At 72.6% G+C, this 15422-nt stretch carries 17 protein-coding genes; 6 read left to right on the top strand and 11 right to left on the bottom strand.

Features of this window, described 5'->3' with window-relative positions:
- Positions 1–76: 76 nt before the first annotated feature.
- Entirely contained in the window at positions 77–1237 is a 1161-nt protein-coding gene (locus F603_RS0125825) for an ROK family protein (protein WP_019548837.1), read from the bottom strand.
- A 361-nt stretch (positions 1238–1598) separates the two neighbouring features.
- Here F603_RS0125825 and F603_RS0125830 point away from each other — a divergent pair, with 361 nt between their 5' ends.
- Positions 1599–1991 (top strand): hypothetical protein, encoded by a 393-nt coding sequence (locus F603_RS0125830; RefSeq protein ID WP_019548838.1) that lies wholly within the window; start codon positions 1599–1601, stop codon positions 1989–1991.
- A gap of 61 nt (positions 1992–2052) precedes the next feature.
- On the opposite strand, the gene mug is transcribed toward F603_RS0125830, so the two are convergent.
- The 6 genes from mug to F603_RS0125865 form a co-directional block, all read right to left on the bottom strand.
- Positions 2053–2580: a G/U mismatch-specific DNA glycosylase gene (gene mug, locus F603_RS0125835; RefSeq protein ID WP_019548839.1), complete on the bottom strand. Its 528-nt coding sequence runs from the start codon at positions 2578–2580 to the stop codon at positions 2053–2055.
- A 23-nt stretch (positions 2581–2603) separates the two neighbouring features.
- Complete coding sequence (gene purB / locus F603_RS0125840) at positions 2604–4034, bottom strand: adenylosuccinate lyase (RefSeq protein ID WP_019548840.1); 1431 nt, start codon at positions 4032–4034, stop codon at positions 2604–2606.
- Positions 4035–4086: 52 nt separating this feature from the next.
- Complete coding sequence (locus tag F603_RS0125845; protein WP_019548841.1) at positions 4087–4917, bottom strand: SGNH/GDSL hydrolase family protein; 831 nt, start codon at positions 4915–4917, stop codon at positions 4087–4089.
- Between the two features lie 115 nt (positions 4918–5032).
- Positions 5033–6052 carry a hemolysin family protein gene (locus F603_RS0125855; protein ID WP_019548842.1) on the bottom strand — a complete coding sequence of 340 codons (1020 nt, stop codon included), beginning with the start codon at positions 6050–6052 and terminating at the stop codon, positions 5033–5035.
- Complete coding sequence (locus tag F603_RS0125860) at positions 6049–7407, bottom strand: hemolysin family protein (protein ID WP_019548843.1); 1359 nt, start codon at positions 7405–7407, stop codon at positions 6049–6051. The genes F603_RS0125855 and F603_RS0125860 overlap by 4 nt, the downstream gene beginning before the upstream one ends.
- Before the next feature lie 252 nt (positions 7408–7659).
- Positions 7660–8118, bottom strand: coding sequence for a GNAT family N-acetyltransferase (locus tag F603_RS0125865; RefSeq protein WP_019548844.1), 459 nt, complete (start codon positions 8116–8118; stop codon positions 7660–7662).
- Positions 8119–8213: 95 nt separating this feature from the next.
- Here F603_RS0125865 and F603_RS0125870 point away from each other — a divergent pair, with 95 nt between their 5' ends.
- The 3 genes from F603_RS0125870 to F603_RS0125880 all read left to right on the top strand — a co-directional run bounded on the left by F603_RS0125870 (position 8214) and on the right by F603_RS0125880 (position 9556).
- Positions 8214–8450 carry a toxin-antitoxin system HicB family antitoxin gene (locus tag F603_RS0125870; protein ID WP_026328715.1) on the top strand — a complete coding sequence of 79 codons (237 nt, stop codon included), beginning with the start codon at positions 8214–8216 and terminating at the stop codon, positions 8448–8450.
- Positions 8447–8818 (top strand): hypothetical protein, encoded by a 372-nt coding sequence (locus tag F603_RS0125875; protein WP_019548846.1) that lies wholly within the window; start codon positions 8447–8449, stop codon positions 8816–8818. Before F603_RS0125870 ends, F603_RS0125875 begins: the two co-directional genes overlap by 4 nt.
- 270 nt (positions 8819–9088) lie before the next feature.
- Complete coding sequence (locus F603_RS0125880) at positions 9089–9556, top strand: ATP-binding protein (RefSeq protein ID WP_019548847.1); 468 nt, start codon at positions 9089–9091, stop codon at positions 9554–9556.
- A gap of 415 nt (positions 9557–9971) precedes the next feature.
- Here the strand turns inward: F603_RS0125880 and F603_RS0125885 are convergent, their stop codons facing one another.
- Complete coding sequence (locus F603_RS0125885) at positions 9972–10277, bottom strand: hypothetical protein (protein WP_019548848.1); 306 nt, start codon at positions 10275–10277, stop codon at positions 9972–9974.
- Positions 10274–10912, bottom strand: coding sequence for an ATP-dependent Clp protease proteolytic subunit (locus tag F603_RS0125890; RefSeq protein WP_019548849.1), 639 nt, complete (start codon positions 10910–10912; stop codon positions 10274–10276). The genes F603_RS0125885 and F603_RS0125890 overlap by 4 nt, the downstream gene beginning before the upstream one ends.
- Positions 10913–11007: 95 nt before the next feature.
- On the opposite strand from F603_RS0125890, the gene F603_RS0125895 reads away from it, so the two are divergent.
- Positions 11008–11310 carry a type II toxin-antitoxin system Phd/YefM family antitoxin gene (locus F603_RS0125895; RefSeq protein ID WP_037957077.1) on the top strand — a complete coding sequence of 101 codons (303 nt, stop codon included), beginning with the start codon at positions 11008–11010 and terminating at the stop codon, positions 11308–11310.
- A 72-nt stretch (positions 11311–11382) separates the two neighbouring features.
- Here F603_RS0125895 and F603_RS0125900 read toward each other — a convergent pair whose 3' ends face one another.
- Positions 11383–12354 (bottom strand): M28 family metallopeptidase, encoded by a 972-nt coding sequence (locus tag F603_RS0125900; RefSeq protein ID WP_019548851.1) that lies wholly within the window; start codon positions 12352–12354, stop codon positions 11383–11385.
- Between the two features lie 270 nt (positions 12355–12624).
- Between F603_RS0125900 and F603_RS0125905 the strand changes: the two genes are divergently transcribed.
- Positions 12625–14277 (top strand): alpha/beta hydrolase, encoded by a 1653-nt coding sequence (locus tag F603_RS0125905; RefSeq protein WP_019548852.1) that lies wholly within the window; start codon positions 12625–12627, stop codon positions 14275–14277.
- 125 nt (positions 14278–14402) lie between these two features.
- Here the strand turns inward: F603_RS0125905 and F603_RS0125910 are convergent, their stop codons facing one another.
- The gene (locus F603_RS0125910; protein ID WP_019548853.1) at positions 14403–15386 is read right to left on the bottom strand and encodes a TIGR03557 family F420-dependent LLM class oxidoreductase; all 984 of its coding nucleotides are present in this window, start codon (positions 15384–15386) and stop codon (positions 14403–14405) included.
- Between the last annotated feature and the right edge of the window lie 36 nt (positions 15387–15422).

Below are 15422 nucleotides of genomic sequence, written 5' to 3' on the forward strand. Positions count from 1 at the left end.
AGGGCCGTACGCCGGCAGATGGGGTGCCGAGGGCCCACGGCGCGCGGTTGTCCGAGGACGGCACCCTTCCGTCGACCTACTCCAACGCCCCTTCGACGGTGAAGAGTTCACCCTCCACGTGGTCGAGCGCGAGCCGAAGGGCGCCCGTCGCCACCGCCGTTCCGCCGAGCGCGGAGAGCGCCACGCGGGGCGTGCGCAGGCAGTAGCGCCCCAACTCGGCGTGCAGCGGCTCCAGTACGTCGTCGAGCCCCGAGGCCCAGCCGCCGACGACCACCAACTCGGGGTCGAGCGCCAGCACCAGCGCCGCGACGTCGTGCACCAGCCGCTGGATGAACCGCTCCACGGCGGCGCCGGCCTGCGCGTCGCCCTCCCGCGCCAGTGCGAAGACGTGCGCGACGGCGGCCTCGTCGAGCGGGTGCAGGGGCTCGCCCGTCGTCGAGAGGAGGTGCTCGGGCGTGGCCTCGCGGCCGAGCAGGTGGAGGGCGCCGATCTCGCCGGCCGCACCGCCGAAGCCGCGATGCAGCCGGCCCCCGATGAGGGAGCCGGCCCCGGGGCTCAGGCCGGCGAGGACCATCACCACATCGTCGGCGTCCTGCGCCGCGCCCAGCCAACGCTCGGCGAGCACACCGGCGTTGGCGTCGTTCTCCACCAGCACCGTGCAGCGGAAGGAGCGCCGCAGCCGCTCGCCGAGCGGCAGCCCCGTCCAGCCGGGGAGGGCGGCGCCGAGGGTGACGGTGCCGTTGTCGCGGACGATGCCGGGGGTGGCGACGCCCACGGCGCGGAGCGTCGAGCGTGCCACGTGCGTGGTGCGGAGCAGCTCGGCCACGGCGTCGTGGGCGCGCTCCAGGCGCACCTCGGCCTCGTCCGTGCCGTCGATCGAACGGGAGGCGGTCCCCAGGCGCCGGCCCGTGAGGTCGGAGAGGACCGCCGACACCCGGCGCGCGCCGAGGTCGATCCCGAGAAGGTGCCCGGCCTCGGCCCGGAATCGGAACCGCCGCGCCGGTCTGCCGCGCCGCACGCTTCCGGTGGACGGCCCCTCCTCGGCCTCGGCGACGAGACCGGCGGCGAGGAGCTGCTCGACGACCCCTTCGACCGTCGGCCTCGACAGCTCGGTGGCCTGCACCAGGTCGGTCAGGGAGCGTCCGGCCGGCTCCTCGCAGCCGCGCAACGCCCGCAGCACCACCGTCGAGTTGATCCTCCGCAGCAGCGCGGGGTCCCTGCCGATGAGCCTCCCCAAGGTCTGCCTCCCTGACTGTGCCTGTGCGGCGGATCGTATCCGCTGGTGCTGGTCACGGCGAGTGCGCGGAGTGCGTCCGTGCGGTGACGAACCCCGACCCGTAGGCTCACGGCCCGGGTGCGGTCCCGCGCGCCGAGTGTGATGAGGACGGGGAACTCGGCCGTCTCGGCTGCGGCCTGCGCGTACTTCGGCTGAACCCGGCGCACGGCGGCCGCGGTATCCCCTGCTCGCGGACGGTCAACTCGGCCCGCTCCACCGGCAGGGCAGGCGTGGGCGGCCCTAGTCGTCGGTGCCGGAGGGCTTGCGCTCGACGCCTGAACCCGCCCGCGACCGGCTCGCCGGAGTGGGGTTGACTGGAGGCATGTCCCTCGTGCCGCACCTCGCAGCCGTGGCCCGGCTCCGGGGCCAACCGACCGCGGGCATCGTGGAGTTGGTTGTCGGCGAGGCCGACGCCGACCAGGACGCGGCCGAACTCCGCGCGGAGCGCGAGTGGTTCGCCGCCGAGTGCGAGGCGCTCGCCGTCCGCCTCGCCGCCGACTGGGGGCCTCCCCGCCTCGTCGACCTCCTCCCGGTCCTGGAGCAGCGGCTGTCGGGCGACCCGGTCGACGAGCCCCTCCGCTCGCTCTGCGACCACGGGGTGCGCTCGCTCCGCGCCTGGACGCCGCACGGGCGGTTCGTCGCGCTCGGCATCGGCCGCGCAGGGCCGCACCTGCCCTACCGGCTGCTCGCGGCGGCGGGGGAGGAGCCGCGATGACCTTCGTCCCAACGGCTGCCGCACATAGGCGACTTCTCTTGCGGGGCCTTCCGAGGAGAGCTCACCGCTCGCCTTCCACGGCCTCCCGCAGCCGCCCGAACTCTTCAGCCATCCCCTCCAGCGACCAGTGCGCGTTGAGCCCGCTCGGATTGGGCAGCACCCACACGGGGACGCCGCCGACGCGCCGCTCCTGCGCCCCGATCTGCGCGCGCTTCTCGTCGAAGGCCGTACGGTAGGCCGTCACGCCGACGACGGCGAGCCGCCGCGGCGCGTAATCCGCCGCGACCTGCGCCAACCGCCGCCCGCCGGCGACGAATTCGGCGTGGTCCACCTCGTCGGCGCGTGCGGTGGCCCGTGCGACGACGTTGGTGATCCCGAGACCGTACCGGAGCAACTCGCCTTCCTCGTCGGGCCGCAGCCGACGAGGTGTGAACCCGGAGGCGTGCAGCACCGGCCAGAAGCGGTTGCCCGGCCTCGCGAAGTGGTGCCCCGTCGCCGCCGACATCAGCGACGGGTTGATCCCGCAGAACAGCACCCGCAGTCCGGGCTCCAGCACGTCGGGGACCGTGCCGCCGCGCGCGGCCTCCAACTCCTCGCGGCTGAACCGCGGCGTCAGAGGATCGCCCCCGCCTTGTACGCGGCGGCCTCCGGATGCGCGGCCGCGACCTCCTCGATCTGCCGCACCACCTCGACCGCCTGCGCTTCGGCGGCGCCCGTGAAGGAGATCCGGTCGGCCATGAGTTCCCCCAACTCACCGCGGTCGAGGGGGATTCGGGCATCGGCGGCGAGCCGGTCGAGGAGTGCGTTCTGCTCCGCGCCCTCGCGCAGCGCGAGCGCGGAGGCGACCGCGTGCTCCTTGATCGTCTCGTGCGCCTCCTCGCGTCCGACGCCGGCGCGCACGGAGGCCATGAGCACCTTCGTGGTGGCGAGGAAGGGAAGGTAGCGGTCGAGCTCGCGGGTGACGACGGCGGGGAAGACGCCGAACTCCTCCAGCACCGTCAGGAAGGTCTCCACGAGTCCGTCGAACGCGAAGAAGGCGTCGGGCAGCGCCACCCGCCGCACCACGGAGCAGGAGACGTCGCCCTCGTTCCACTGGTCGCCCGCGAGTTCGCCGGCCATCGAGGCGTACCCGCGCAGGACCACCATGAGCCCGTTGACGCGCTCGCAGGAGCGGGTGTTCATCTTGTGCGGCATCGCCGACGAGCCGACCTGCCCCTCCTTGAACCCCTCCGTGACGAGCTCCTGCCCTGCCATGAGGCGGATCGTCTTCGCCAGGGACGAGGGGGAGGCGGCGAGCTGCACCAGCGCGCTCACCACCTCGTAGTCGAGCGAGCGCGGGTAGACCTGCCCGACGGAGGTCAACACCTCGCCGAAGCCCAGGTGTTCGGCGACCCGCTGCTCCAACTCGGCGAGCTTCCCGCTTTCTCCGCCGAGCAGGTCGAGCATGTCCTGCGACGTCCCGACGGGGCCCTTCACGCCGCGCAGCGGGTAGCGTCCCAGCAGCGCCTCCAACCGCCCGTACGCCGCCAGCAGTTCGTCCGCCGCCGTCGCGAACCGCTTGCCGAGCGTCGTCGCCTGCGCCGCGACGTTGTGCGAGCGGCCTGCCATGACGAGCCCCGCGTGCTCTCCCGCGAGCTGCCCCAGCCGCGACAGCAGCGCCACGGTGCGGTCGCGCACCAACTGGAGGGAGAGGCGGATCTGGAGCTGCTCCACGTTCTCCGTCAGGTCCCGCGAGGTCATGCCCTTGTGGACCTGCTCGTGCCCCGCGAGCGCGTTGAACTCCTCGATCCGCGCCTTGACGTCGTGCCGCGTGACGCGCTCCCGCTCGGCGATCGAGTCGAGGTCGACGTCCTCCACGACCCGCTCGTAGTCCTCGATCGCCCCCTGCGGCACCTCGACGCCGAGGTCGCGCTGCGACTTCAGCACGGCGAGCCACAACCGGCGCTCGAGGACGACCTTCGCCGCGGGCGACCAGAGATCGACGAGCGCGGCGGAGGCGTAGCGGGAGGCGAGGACGTTCGGGATGCGGGGCGAGTCAGTCACGCTGCCCGAGTCTACGGGGTCGCCTCCGACGTCCCCGCAGGCCAGCCCCGGCTCAGAGCGGCCGGAGCTCGGGGCGCTTCGGTTCGCGGCCGTCCCCCGAGGAGCGGCCGGTGAGCCTGCGCCCTATCCACGGCAGCAGGTGGACCTTGGCGAACCGCAGGTCGGCGCCGCGCTGTTGGAGCCACTTCGCCGGCTCGGCCGGCGGCAGCGGCGCCCGCCAGTCCGACTCGGGCGCGTGGCCGAGGCGCTGCCAGACCGCCTCCGCGACCCTCCGGTGCCCCTCGTCCGTCAGGTGCAGCCGGTCGTCCGCCCACAGCCGGTCGTCGCCGAGCGGGTTGCCGCTGTAGAGGTCGACGACGAGGGCGCCGTACCGCTCACCGAGCTCGTCGATGACGTCGAAGAGGCGCTCCATGCGCGGCCGGTACCGCTCCAGCACCGGCCCGTCCCGCCCGGGGCTGCGCATCAGCACCAGTTGCCCGCAGCGCGGCGCGAGCGCGGCGACCGACTCCTCCAACAGTGCACAGACGCGCTCCGTGTCGCAGTTGGGCCGCAGCACGTCGTTGAGCCCGCCGACGAGCGTCACCAGGTCGGCACCCATCTCCGCGGCGGCGGGCACCTGGTCCCTGGCGATCTGCCCGATCAGCTTGCCGCGCACCGCGAGGTTGGCGTACCTGAACCCCTCGTGGCGGGCGTCGAGTCGGGCGGCGAGCAGGTCGGCCCAGCCGCGGTAGCTGCCATCGGGCAGCGCGTCGGACATCCCCTCGGTGAACGAGTCGCCGAGTGCGACGAAGCTGCCGACGGCACGCGGCGCGGGACGCTCTTCGGTGCCGGCCGCCGCGGGGGCGTCGGCGCTGTCTACGGGGGAGGGGGCTCGGCTTTCCACGAGGTACGAGGGTAACTCGTTGCGTCGGGCAACCGATTGCCGGGCCCGCCGCCTTCACGAGGGCACGCGAAGGGGCGCGGACCACGCGGCCCGCGCCCCTTCGAGGTGGGCTCCGTCAGGCGGCGGCCTGCCCGCCGACGAGTTCCCTGAGCACGTCCTCCATCGTGACGACGCCGCCGGGGCGCCCGCCGTCGGCGGTCACCGCGGCGAGGTGCGTACCGCTGGAACGCATCGCGGCGAGCACGTCGTCGAGCGGCATCGAAGCCTGCACCCGGGCGATGCGCCGCATCGCCGAGACGGGGAAGGGCACATCCCGGGGCGAGGCGTCGAGCGCGTCCTTGACGTGCAGGTACCCCAGCACCTTGCCACCGGCGCCGACGACGGGGAAGCGCGAGTAGCCCGAGGTCGCCGAGAGCTGTTCCAGCCCCTCCGGGGTGATCCCCTCGCGCGCGGTGACCATCTCCATGGTCGGCCGTGCGACTTCGCCCACCGGGTGGCGGCCCAGCTCCAGCGCGTCCCTCAGTCGCTCCGTCGAGCGGTCGTCGAGGAGGCCGGCCTCGCTGGAGTCGGCGACCATCTGCGCGAGGTCGTCGTCGGAGAAGGCCGACTCGACCTCGTTCTTCGGCTCCACCCGCAGCAGCTTCAACAGCGCGTTCGCGAACGCGTTGATTGTGAAGATCACCGGACGCAGCGCCCGGGAGAGCGCCACGAGCGGCGGACCGAGCCAGAGCGCGGCCCGCTCCGGTTCGGCGAGCGCGATGTTCTTCGGCACCATCTCGCCGAGCAGCATGTGCAGGTACGTCGCGGCGGCGAGCGCGATCACGAAGGAGATGGCGTGCGTCAGGCCGCCCGGCACACCCACCGCGTGGAAGACCGGCTCCAGCAGGTGCGCGATCGCCGGCTCGGCGACGACGCCCAGCACCAGGGTGCAGAGCGTGATGCCCAACTGCGCGGCGGCGAGGAGGTGCGAGACGTGCTCCAGACCCCAGATCACGCGCCGTGCGCGCTTCTCGCCGGCCTCGGCCCTCGGCTCGATCTGACTGCGGCGCACCGAGATCAACGCGAACTCGGCGCCCACGAAGAAGGCGTTGACGACGAGTGTCAGCAGCCCGATGAACAACTGGAGCGCGATCATCGCCTGGCCTCCTCGTCCTCGTCGGCCGTCGCTTCCTCGTCGACGGGCTCGGGCGGTGCCGTCATCCGCAGCCGTGCGGCCCGGCGGCCGCCCGCGTCGGTGACCTCGATCCGCCAGCCGGCGACCTCGCACGCGTCACCGAGTGCGGGGATGCGCCCCAACTCGGTCGCGACGAGCCCGGCGAGCGTCTCGTACGGGCCGTCGGGCGCACGCAGGCCGATCGCCTCCATCTGGTCGGTGCGCACGGCGCCGTCGGCGTCGTACCGCCGGCGCCCCTCGGCGTCCTCGCCCGCGGGGACGAGGTCGGGGAGCTCCTGCGGGTCGTGCTCGTCCCGCACCTCGCCCACGACCTCCTCGATGATGTCCTCCAGCGTGACGACTCCGGCGGTGCCGCCGTACTCGTCGATGACGACCGCGATGCTGCGGTCCCCGCCGGAGAGTTGGTCGAGCAGCCGGTCGACGGTGAGCGTCTCGGGGACGAGCAGCGCCTCGCGCGTCAACTCCGTGACGGGCGTGCGCAACCGCTCCTCCGCGGGGACGGCGAGCACGTCCTTGATCCGGACGATGCCGACGACCGTGTCGAGGCTGCCCCGGTGCACGGGGAAGCGCGAGAGACCGGTCGCACGCGTCGCGTTGGCGACGTCCTCTGCGGTCGCCTGCACCTCCAGGGAGGTGACCTGGACACGCGGGGTCATGACGTTCTCCGCCGTCAGCTCGGCGAGGTGGAGGGTGCGGACGAACAGGTCAGCGGTGTCCTCCTCGAGCGCGCCCTCCTTCGCCGAGTGCCGTGCGAGCGCGACGAGTTCCTGCGGCGAGCGCGCGGAGGCGAGCTCCTCGGTGGGTTCTATCCCCATGCGCTGAAGAATGCGGTTGGCCGTGTTGTTGAGGTGGCGGATCAGCGGCAGGAAGACCGTCGAGAAGATCCGCTGCGGCGTCGCCACCCGGCGGGCCACCGCGACCGGGCTGGAGATCGCCCAGTTCTTCGGTACGAGTTCGCCGATGACCATGAGCACGACCGTGGAGAGCGCCGTGCCCAGCACGAGCGCCACGGACGACGACGCACCGGCGGGTACCCCGATGTCCCGGAGCGGCCCCGCGATCAGCTTGGAGATCGAGGGCTCGGCGAGCATCCCGACCACCAGGTTGGTGACGGTGATGCCGAGTTGGGCACCGGAGAGTTGGAAGGTGAGGGAGCGGACGGCCTTGAGGGCGCTGGAGGCCCCTCGCTGGCCGGCGTCGACGGCGCGCTCCAACTCGGCGCGCTCGACGGTGGTGAGGGAGAACTCGGCGGCGACGAAGGCTCCGCAGGCGAGTGCGAGCAGGAGCGCGACGAAGAGCAGAAGGACTTCGATCACCAGGTCACCACCCGCCCGCCGTGCGGGGCGCACACGCGGAGGGCGGTGCGCTCGGTTCCTGGCCGGCTTCGGCCGCTGCTATGGGATCTATGACGACAACTGGGAGGGTCGCCCATGGGCGGACGCTCACACCTTTCGAAGGAGGCGCCGACTGGGAGCCGGCGCCGTGAGGGTTTGGATTGTTCATCGTAAACGCAGGCGACGGCGTGCGCGTTCCCCCGCACGGCGGCTGTCACGGGGGAGTTCGCCGGCTCATGGCAGCGGTCTCACCCAGCGCCGCCACTCCTGCTGCGGAGCGTAACCGGCCGCGCTCCAGACCGCGTGCGCCGGAGCGTTCTCCTGGAGCACCATCGCGTCGCCCCGTCTGCCGCCGAGCGCGAGGAACCGCTCCTCGGCGGCGGCGAGAAGGGCCCGCGCGACGCCGCGCCGCCGTGCTGCGGGGTGCACGGCGAGCCGGTAGAGGTGACACCGCCAGCCGTCGAACCCCGCGATCACGCTGCCGAGGAGGCGCCCTGCGGCGTCCTCGGCGAGCAGGAGCGAGTCAGCGTCCCGCCCGAGGAGGCGCTCGACGCCTTCGACGTCGTCCGTGATGCTCGTCCCCTCGGCGGCGACATGCCAGAACTCCAGCACCTCGGCGGCCTCACCGGGGTGTGCGGTGCGTATCCGGAAATCGGCTTGAGCGGGGGACTCGGCCTCGGGCATGGGGCGCATCCAAGCATCCCGGGTGCCGCCGGGGTGCGCCGGTCCGCGATCCGGACCGGCGCACGCGGTGGTCGGTGCTAGCGGATCGGTGCTAGCTTGGCGGTGTGGCGAAGACACAGATGAACGTACGCGTGGACGAAGCAACAGCCGAGGCAGCCCGGGAACGGGCGCTCCAGAGAGGGGTCAGCGTGAACCGTTACATCGAGGAGCTGGTGCAGCGGGACGCCGGCGAGGTGGGCGCCACCTTCGTCGACGCGGCCGCCGACTTCATGAAGAGCTACCAGGCCGTGTTCGCCGAGGAGTTCGGGCATGAGGAGCGCGGAGGCAGCCGGGCCGCGTGACACTCAGAATCGATCTCGCCTGGCTGCTCATGGTCGCCGAGGAGAAGGTCCCCGGCGACCCGCGCATCACCGACTACGGCGCTCTGGTCGCCGCCGTCAGCCGGCACCAGGCCGCCGTGCTCGAACGTCCCGTCTATGCGGAGCCGGCGGACCGCGCCGCCGCCCTCCTCCAACTCCTCCTGCACGTAACCGCGTTGGAGCGCACCAACGCGCTCTACGCGTCCGCCGTCGCCTACGGCTACCTCGTGGCGAGCGGTGAGAAGGTGGCGACCTCGCCCGAGCAGGTGCGCGATCTCGCCAAGCTCGTCAAGGACGGCACCGTCGACGTCCACCGCATCGCGGACGAGCTGCGTAGCTGGACCCTGTGATCCGGCAGCGCCGGTCAGCCGAACTCCCGCCGCCGGGCGCCGTGATGACCTCACGCGCGTCGGGCGGCGGCAGACGGCTGCCATTCGTCACCGTGCGTGACAGAGGCGCTCACTGCTTCGGGCGACAGACCGCCCCGGATCGCCGGGATGCGCCTCGTGCGGCGTCGCGTGATGGCAGGCTGTCGCCTGGCGACCGGACGGCGTCTCCGTCCCGGGGCGGCCGGGCGAACGGGGGACGCCGCCCCCGCGAAGGGAAGGGACGGTGCCGCCATGGCGGACCACGTGCACCACGAGCGGGCGACCACGGCCGTCACGCTCGACACGAGCGCCGCCTCGGTGGGCGCGGCCCGTAGACACGTCGCCGACATCCTCGTGGGCTGGGGGGTCCCGGAGCACGGGGAGGCGCTCGACACCGTCCGGCTGATCGTCTCCGAGCTCGCCACCAACGCCGTGCAGCACACCAGGGGCGAGTCCCCGGACTTCCGAGTGGACGTCCGGCGGGAGTCGGCCGAACGGGTCGGCATCGGGGTCACCGACGCCTGCCCGCGCCCGCCCCAGCGGCTCCCCGCGGCGGTACGCCTCGACAACGGGCGGGGCATGGACATCGTCCGCGCCCTCCTCGGCGAGGTCGGGGGCCGTCTCTCGGTGGTGCCTTCCGAGTCGGGCGGCAAGACCGTCTGGGCGGTGCTTCCTTGGGAGCGGCTCGCGGGGGAGGACTCGGCGCGCGCCCTCGACTGAGGGGCCATCCTGCGTCGGGGACGACGCATGTTGTCTGGCTGTCCACCTCACCCGGGTTGCGAACTGCCGGGCGGTAAGGGGGAGTCGGAGTTCCGGCCCCCGGCCGCTGTTCCTGTTGCCGCCTCGACAGCCGCCCGGCGGTCGGTCGCGCGCTCGGGGCGCCCCGCGCCCGCACACTGCCGCAGCGGCCCAGGCCACTCGCGGATGCCGTGCTGCCGCGAGGGCCGGCTCTTCCCTCCTGGCCGGCGGCATGCGGTGACGACGCAGACGTCGCCGGACCGGTGCGGCAAGCACCGACCGCCCACGGGGAGCGTTCCGGAGGGCAGGGGACGGGGTTCAACCTGCCCCGCTCCCGGGCGAGTTCGGCGACGGTAAAAGCGGACGCAGTGCCGCGAGCGCAACGCCCCCGACCCCTTCACGCGCGGCGCCGCAACTCCACTCGGGACGCCCGCAGTTCGCCGTCGAGCACGAGGAGTGCTCGGACGAGCGCCTCGTGGTCGATCCTGTCCTCGCCGCGCTGGTGCATGAGGGTCAGGGCGTCGCGGAGTTCGGCGGCGTGGCGGACGAGCGCCTGCGCCGCACGGAGGCCGGTGTAAGTGTCCCTGCCGCGGGCCGGGTTGATCCGGCCGAGGTCGTCGAGCGCGTCGAGGTAGGTGTCGACGAGGCGGCACTCGGCGCGGGTCAACGCCGGCAGCGGCTGCTCGGAGGGGCGGGCGCTCATCCCGACAGGCCCTGCGCTTCGGCGTTCCCGCGGCCCACTGTGACGCTGTCGGCGAGGCCGTACTCGATCGCTGCTTGCGCGTCGAAGATGGTGTCGCGCTCGAGGTCGGCGGCGATACGGGAGCGCGACTGACCCGTGTGATGCGCGAGCAGCTCCTCCAACAGGTCACGGGTGCGCGCGATTTCACGCGCCTGGATCTCCAGGTCGGCTGCCTGACCGTGCACGGGTTCGGCGAGCGCGGGTTGATGGATGACGACGCGTGCGCCGGGGAGTACCAGGCGCTTGCCCGGCGCCCCTGCCGCCAGCAGCACCGAGGCGGCGGAGGCGGCCTGCCCGAGGCAGCAGGTGCCGACCTCGCAGGTGAGGTAGCGCATCGTGTCGTAGAGCGCGGTCATCGCCGTGACGGAACCGCCGGGCGAGTTGATGTAGAGCCAGACCTCCCGCTCGGGGGCGCGGTGTTCGAGCAGGAGTAGCTGCGCCATGACGTCGTTGACGGCGGTGTCGTCGACGGGCGTGCCGAGGAAGACGATGCGCTCCTCCAGCAGCTTGGAGTACGGGTCCATCGAGCGGTTGCCGCTGCTCGTGCGTTCGGTGAACTCGGGGAGCACGTAACGGGATTGGGGACGGGTGTGCATCGCTTCACCTCTCGTCGCCGGCCGCGGGCGGCACCGTGCCGCCATGCTGCCCTGTCAAAAATGTACAGGACGTACATGCCGTTATGCTGGGGAGCATGACCTACGAGATTCCGGTGACGCAAGCACGGGCGGAGCTCGCCGAGTTGATGAACCGCGTCGTCTACGGCGGCGAGCGGGTCGTCGTCACGCGCCACGGCAGGCCGATCGCCGGCCTCGTCTCCGCCGCTGACCTGCGCAGGCTGGAGGAGGAGGGCGAGGGCACCGAGGAGGGCGTGATCAGCACCGTCTCCGACGTCGGCGGCCCGGGTTCCGCTGCGGGTGAACGCGGCCGGTTCGGCATCGCCGCACAACAGCGCGACCCGGCCCCTGGCGATCGGGGGCCGGGCCGCACTGGATGAAGGACCGCTCAACTACCGTCCGACGCCGACGAGTTGCCTACCCGGCAGGGCTCGCGGCGCCGGCCGCGTCGCTCAGGAGCTCAGCTCCCAGACGGCGTTGGCGAGCGCGTCGGTGTGCAGGTCGAGCGAGTCGACGTCGATGTTGTCCGTGCCGTCGCAGGCGGAGTGGTAGCAGGGGTCGAACGGCTCGCCCGCCGTCCCTCCCCACTTCTCGGCCTGCTCGGCCGACTTGGTGTACCCGGCGCCGGTGAAGGTCCCGCCGACGGTGACGCCCGCGTCCTCGAACGAGGCGTGGTCGCTGCGCCCCGCCGTCTCCTCCGCCGGCTCGGTCTCGACGCCCTGCGCCTCGAACCACTCGGTGAAGACTGCCTCGACCTCGGGATCGTCGTCGTAGACGAACTGACCGGCGTTGGGCGAGCCGATCATGTCGAAGTTGAGGTAGGTGTCGATGCCGTCGACCTCCTCCTCGCTGAGCCCGTCGACGTAGGAGGAGGAGCCGACCATGCCGAGCTCCTCGGCGCCCCACCACGCGAACCGCAGGTGCTTCGCAGGCTCCAGGCCGCTCTCGGAGACGGCGAGCGCCGTCTCCAGGACGCCCGCCGAGCCGGAGCCGTTGTCGTTGACGCCGGCGCCCGCGGAGACCGAGTCGAGGTGGGCCCCGGCCATGACGGTCTGCGCCTCGTCCCCGCCCGGCCAGTCGGCGACGAGGTTGTACCCGGTCGAGCCGTCGGCGGTGAACTCCTGCACCTGCGTCTCGAATCCGGCCGCGTCGAGCTTCTCCTGGAGGTACGCGACGGACGCCTCGTAGCCCGGCTCGCCGTGTGCGCGATTGCCGCCGTTGGCGTCGGCTATGGACTCCAGTTCTTCCAGGTGCTGTTGGACGTTCTCCACGGGTATGTCCGGCGCTGCGGCGGCCTGTTCGCCGCCCTGGCTGGCCTGGGCGCCGGCGGTGCCGAGCAGCGCGAAGGCGACGGCCGTCGCGGCGGAGGCGGCCAACGCACGGCGGCGGCGGGTGTGTTGGTGTCTGCGGCTGCGGATACTCACATGCGGCTCCGATGTGTGTGGGGGGACGTGCGGAGCTGTGCGGCGTCCGAGAATCCCGGGCACCGCCCCACCCGTCAAGACCGCACCGGACCCGCGGAAGACGCCAACCCACCGCGTGCAGACGCGCGTTGAAAGCCTTACGTCTTGGCAAAGAACACCCGTACTCCCTGGTCCGGGCGCGTGGTGGAGAGGAAGTATCCCCCTGGCACACCACCGAGCAAGCGACCGGCGTCGCCATCGCAGCGCCGTCACGGAAGGGGGAGGCAGGCAGTGAAGAGACGCAGAGCCCGAATAGCCGCCGCAGCGACCGTCGCAGCAGCGGCGCTCCTGGCAGGAGCCGTCGCAGTACCGTCCGCGCTAGCCGACGGCGCCGAGGCGTCCGGCCACCAGGACGGTCGCGCCGAGGCGAAGGGCGCCGCGCTCGCCGCCGCCCGCGCGGCGAAGACGGGCATCGACTGGGCCGAGTGCCCGAAGGACTGGGGCCTCGAAGCCCCCATCGAGTGCGGCACCGTCACCGTGCCCGTCGACTACGCCAAACCCAACGGGCGCACCATCGAGATCGCCGTCGACCGGGTGGGCAACATCGGCGGCGACGAGAAGCGCCAGGGATCGCTCGTCTACAACCCGGGCGGGCCCGGAGGCTCGGGGATGCTCTTCCCCGCCCGCATCCCCGACGGCAACGAGCTGTGGGCGAAGGCGGCCGAGGCGTACGACTTCGTCGGCTTCGACCCCCGGGGCGTCGGCCACTCCGCGCCCCTCTCCTGCCAGGACGGGCAGGAGTTCGTCAAGGCGCCCAAGCCCGACCCGGTCCCGGACACCGAGGCAGACAAGCGGGCACACCGCAAGCGCGCCAGGGAGTACGCACAGGGCTGCGCCGAGCGCAGCGGCCCGCTGCTCCACCAGATGACGACGCCCAACACCGCGCGGGACCTCGACGTCCTCCGCGCGGCGCTGGGCGAGAAGAAGCTCAACTACCTCGGCGTCTCCTACGGCACCTACCTCGGCGGCGTCTACGCCACCCTCTTCCCCGAGCACGTCAGGCGGATGGTGCTCGACAGCATCGTCAACCCCTCGCAGGACAAGATCTGGTACGGCGTCAACAACGACCAGAACGTCGCCTTCCAGACCCGCTGGGACGACTGGACGGCCTGGGTCGCCGAGCACGACGACGCGTACGGCATCGGCACCACGGCCGCCGAGGTGCAGCGCGAGTGGACGAAGCTGCGGGCGCAGGCGAAGAAGGAGCCCATCGGCGGCGTCGTCGGCCCCGAGGAGCTCCTCGGCTTCTTCCAGAGTGCGCCGTACTACGACACCGCCTGGGCGGAGGTCGCCGCCGTGTGGTCCGCCTACCGCGGCGGCGACGAGGAGGCGCTCGTCGAGGCGGCAGGGCCCGACATGTCCGACGTCGAGGGCAACGCGGCCGACGAGAACGGCAACGCGGTCTACAACGCCGTCGAGTGCAGCGACGCCAAGTGGCCCACGGACTGGCGCACTTGGAACCGCGACAGCGAACGGCTCCACCGCGACCACCCGTTCCTCACCTGGTCCAACACGTGGATGAACCTCCCGTGCGCGACCTGGCCGACGAAGCAGCGGCGGGCGATCGAGGTGGGCTCGCACAAGCTCCCCGACACCCTGCTCGTCTCCTCCACGAGGGACGCCGCCACCCCGTACCCGGGCGCTGTCGAGCTCCACAAGCGGCTCGGCGGCTCGCGCCTGATCACGGAGAAGGGCGCCGGCTCGCACGGCGTCACCAACACGGTCAACACCTGCATCAACGAACGCGTCGACACCTACCTGCTCACCGGGCGCGTCGACCGCAAGGACGTCACCTGCGGCCCGCACGCCACACCGCGCCCCGAGACGTCCGAGGCGAAGGCGAAGGCGCACGCGGAGGCAGCCGAGTCTCCTGCACTGCCCTAGGGGTGTCGTCGAATCCGCGTCGTCGCCCGCACAGCAGGCGGGGGTTTGACGACACGCCCTGGCGGAGCCGACCGCCCAGGGGCCCGCGCACGATGTGTCGCGGGCCCCTCCGGCGCGGGACGGCCTCAGGAGGGCCCGGGCACCAACGCGCGCAGCGGGCCGTCGAGTTCGCGGCGGTAGAAGCCGAGGAACCCCTCGGGGTCGGGGCCTGCGTTCATCAGTACCAGGTGGTCGAAGCCGGCGTCCGCGTAGGCGCGCGCCGTGCGCAGGTACGGCTCCGGATCGGGGCCGCAGGGCAGCTCGGCGCGGATGTCGTCGGTCCCCAACCACGCGCTGGCCGCCTCGAAGTGGGCGGGGTTCGGCAGCTCGCTCATCACCTTCCAGCCCAGCACCATGAACCGCGACCCGTCCAGCGCCGCCTGCGCCGCCTCGTCGGCGTCGGGCGCCCAGGCGACGGGGACCTCCGCGTACCGCGGTCCCTCGCCGCCGGCGGCGAGGTAGTGGCGCACCAGCGACTCCTTCGACTCGGTGGCGAAGAGCCCGCCGCCGCTCTCCGCGGCGAGCTTCGCCGCCTGCGCGCCGCCCGCCGCGACGGCGAGGGGGATCGGCCCCTCCGGCAGGTCGAAGACGCGCGCGTCGGCGACCTCGAAGTACCGCCCGTGGTAGGAGCGGTAGCCGCCCTTCCACAGCATCTGCATGATCTCGATCGCTTCCCGCAGCCGCCTGTGCCGTTCACCGATCGACTGCGGGAACGTCGTCGGACGGTCGCCGACGACGTGCTCGTTGAGCCGCTCGCCCGCACCGAGCCCCAGCGTGAAACGGCCCTCGGAGAGCACCGCCGTGGTGGCGGCTGCCTGCGCGACGACCGCCGGGTGGTAGCGCACGGTCGGGCACGTGACGCCCGTCGCCAGGCCGAGCTTCTCGGTGCGCTCGGCGATCGCGCCGAGCACCGTGAACGCGAAGGGGGAGTGGCCCTGGGTGTTCAACCACGGGTGGTAGTGGTCGCTGATCTCCACGAAGTCGAACCCCGCACGCTCCGCGGCCGCGGCCTGAGCCACCAACTCGGCCGGGCCGAACGCCTCGGCGGCGAGCTTGTACCCGATCCTCATCCCGTACCTCCCCTGCCGTGTGTGCACCATGGCTGC

This window comes from Streptomyces sulphureus DSM 40104 (assembly GCF_000381025.1).
Classification (GTDB): Bacteria; Actinomycetota; Actinomycetes; order Streptomycetales; family Streptomycetaceae; genus Streptomyces; species Streptomyces sulphureus.

What these genes read in the sequence shown, in the direction of transcription:
- F603_RS0125855 (WP_019548842.1), bottom strand. Translation starts at nt 6,052, where the DNA reads ATGATCGCGCTCCAGTTGTTCATCGGGCTGCTGACACTCGTCGTCAAC.
- F603_RS0125890 (WP_019548849.1), bottom strand. Translation starts at nt 10,912, where the DNA reads ATGCACACCCGTCCCCAATCCCGTTACGTGCTCCCCGAGTTCACCGAA.
- F603_RS0125910 (WP_019548853.1), bottom strand. Translation starts at nt 15,386, where the DNA reads ATGAGGATCGGGTACAAGCTCGCCGCCGAGGCGTTCGGCCCGGCCGAG.
- F603_RS0125865 (WP_019548844.1), bottom strand. Translation starts at nt 8,118, where the DNA reads ATGCGCCCCATGCCCGAGGCCGAGTCCCCCGCTCAAGCCGATTTCCGG.
- F603_RS0125885 (WP_019548848.1), bottom strand. Translation starts at nt 10,277, where the DNA reads ATGAGCGCCCGCCCCTCCGAGCAGCCGCTGCCGGCGTTGACCCGCGCC.
- F603_RS0125830 (WP_019548838.1), top strand. Translation starts at nt 1,599, where the DNA reads ATGTCCCTCGTGCCGCACCTCGCAGCCGTGGCCCGGCTCCGGGGCCAA.
- F603_RS0125895 (WP_037957077.1), top strand. Translation starts at nt 11,008, where the DNA reads ATGACCTACGAGATTCCGGTGACGCAAGCACGGGCGGAGCTCGCCGAG.
- F603_RS0125880 (WP_019548847.1), top strand. Translation starts at nt 9,089, where the DNA reads ATGGCGGACCACGTGCACCACGAGCGGGCGACCACGGCCGTCACGCTC.